Raw genomic sequence first — 532 nt, 5'->3', positions numbered from 1 at the left:
CGGCGATCGACGCCGTGTCGCAGGCGATCGCGCCGACGGTCGCTTCGGTCGGCCCGTAGTGGTTGATCACGCGGCAGGCGGGCGCCAGCGCGGCCAGGCGCGCGACGAGCGCCCACGTGAGCGTTTCGCCGCCGGTCACGAGCGCGTGGCGCGGCAGCACGTCGGCCGGCACACGTGCATCCAGCAGCGCCTGCAGGTGGCTCGGCACGATCTTCAGCACGCCGACGTCGCGACGGCGCATTTCTTCGGCGAACAGGTCGGGATCGAACGCGCAGGCGGCCGGCAGCAGGTGCAGCGTGCGGCCCGCGCACAGCGCACCGAACAGCGTCGTGTGGCCGAGGTCGGCCGCGACGGTCGACACCATCGCGAACGACGCGTCCGGGGCGAACGCGAGTTCGTCGAGCATCCCCTGCACGTAGTCGGCCAGCGCGCCGTGCGACACGACGACGCCCTTCGGCGTGCCGGTCGAGCCCGACGTATAGATCAGGTACGCGCCCTGCTCGGGATGCGGTGCGATGCGCACGCCGGTGGA

The 532-nt window shown here is 72.6% G+C and carries 1 protein-coding gene; it reads right to left on the bottom strand.

From position 1 onward, the window contains the following. Positions 1-532 (bottom strand): AMP-binding protein (locus G3N98_RS39475; protein ID WP_206151148.1); only part of this gene is annotated, 532 nt, incomplete at both ends.

The organism is Burkholderia sp. Tr-20390 (genome assembly GCF_017104595.1).
In the GTDB taxonomy this organism is placed as follows: Bacteria; Pseudomonadota; Gammaproteobacteria; order Burkholderiales; family Burkholderiaceae; genus Burkholderia.
The sequence above is the reverse complement of the archived record's forward strand: the minus strand, read 5'-3'. Positions and strand labels throughout refer to the sequence as shown.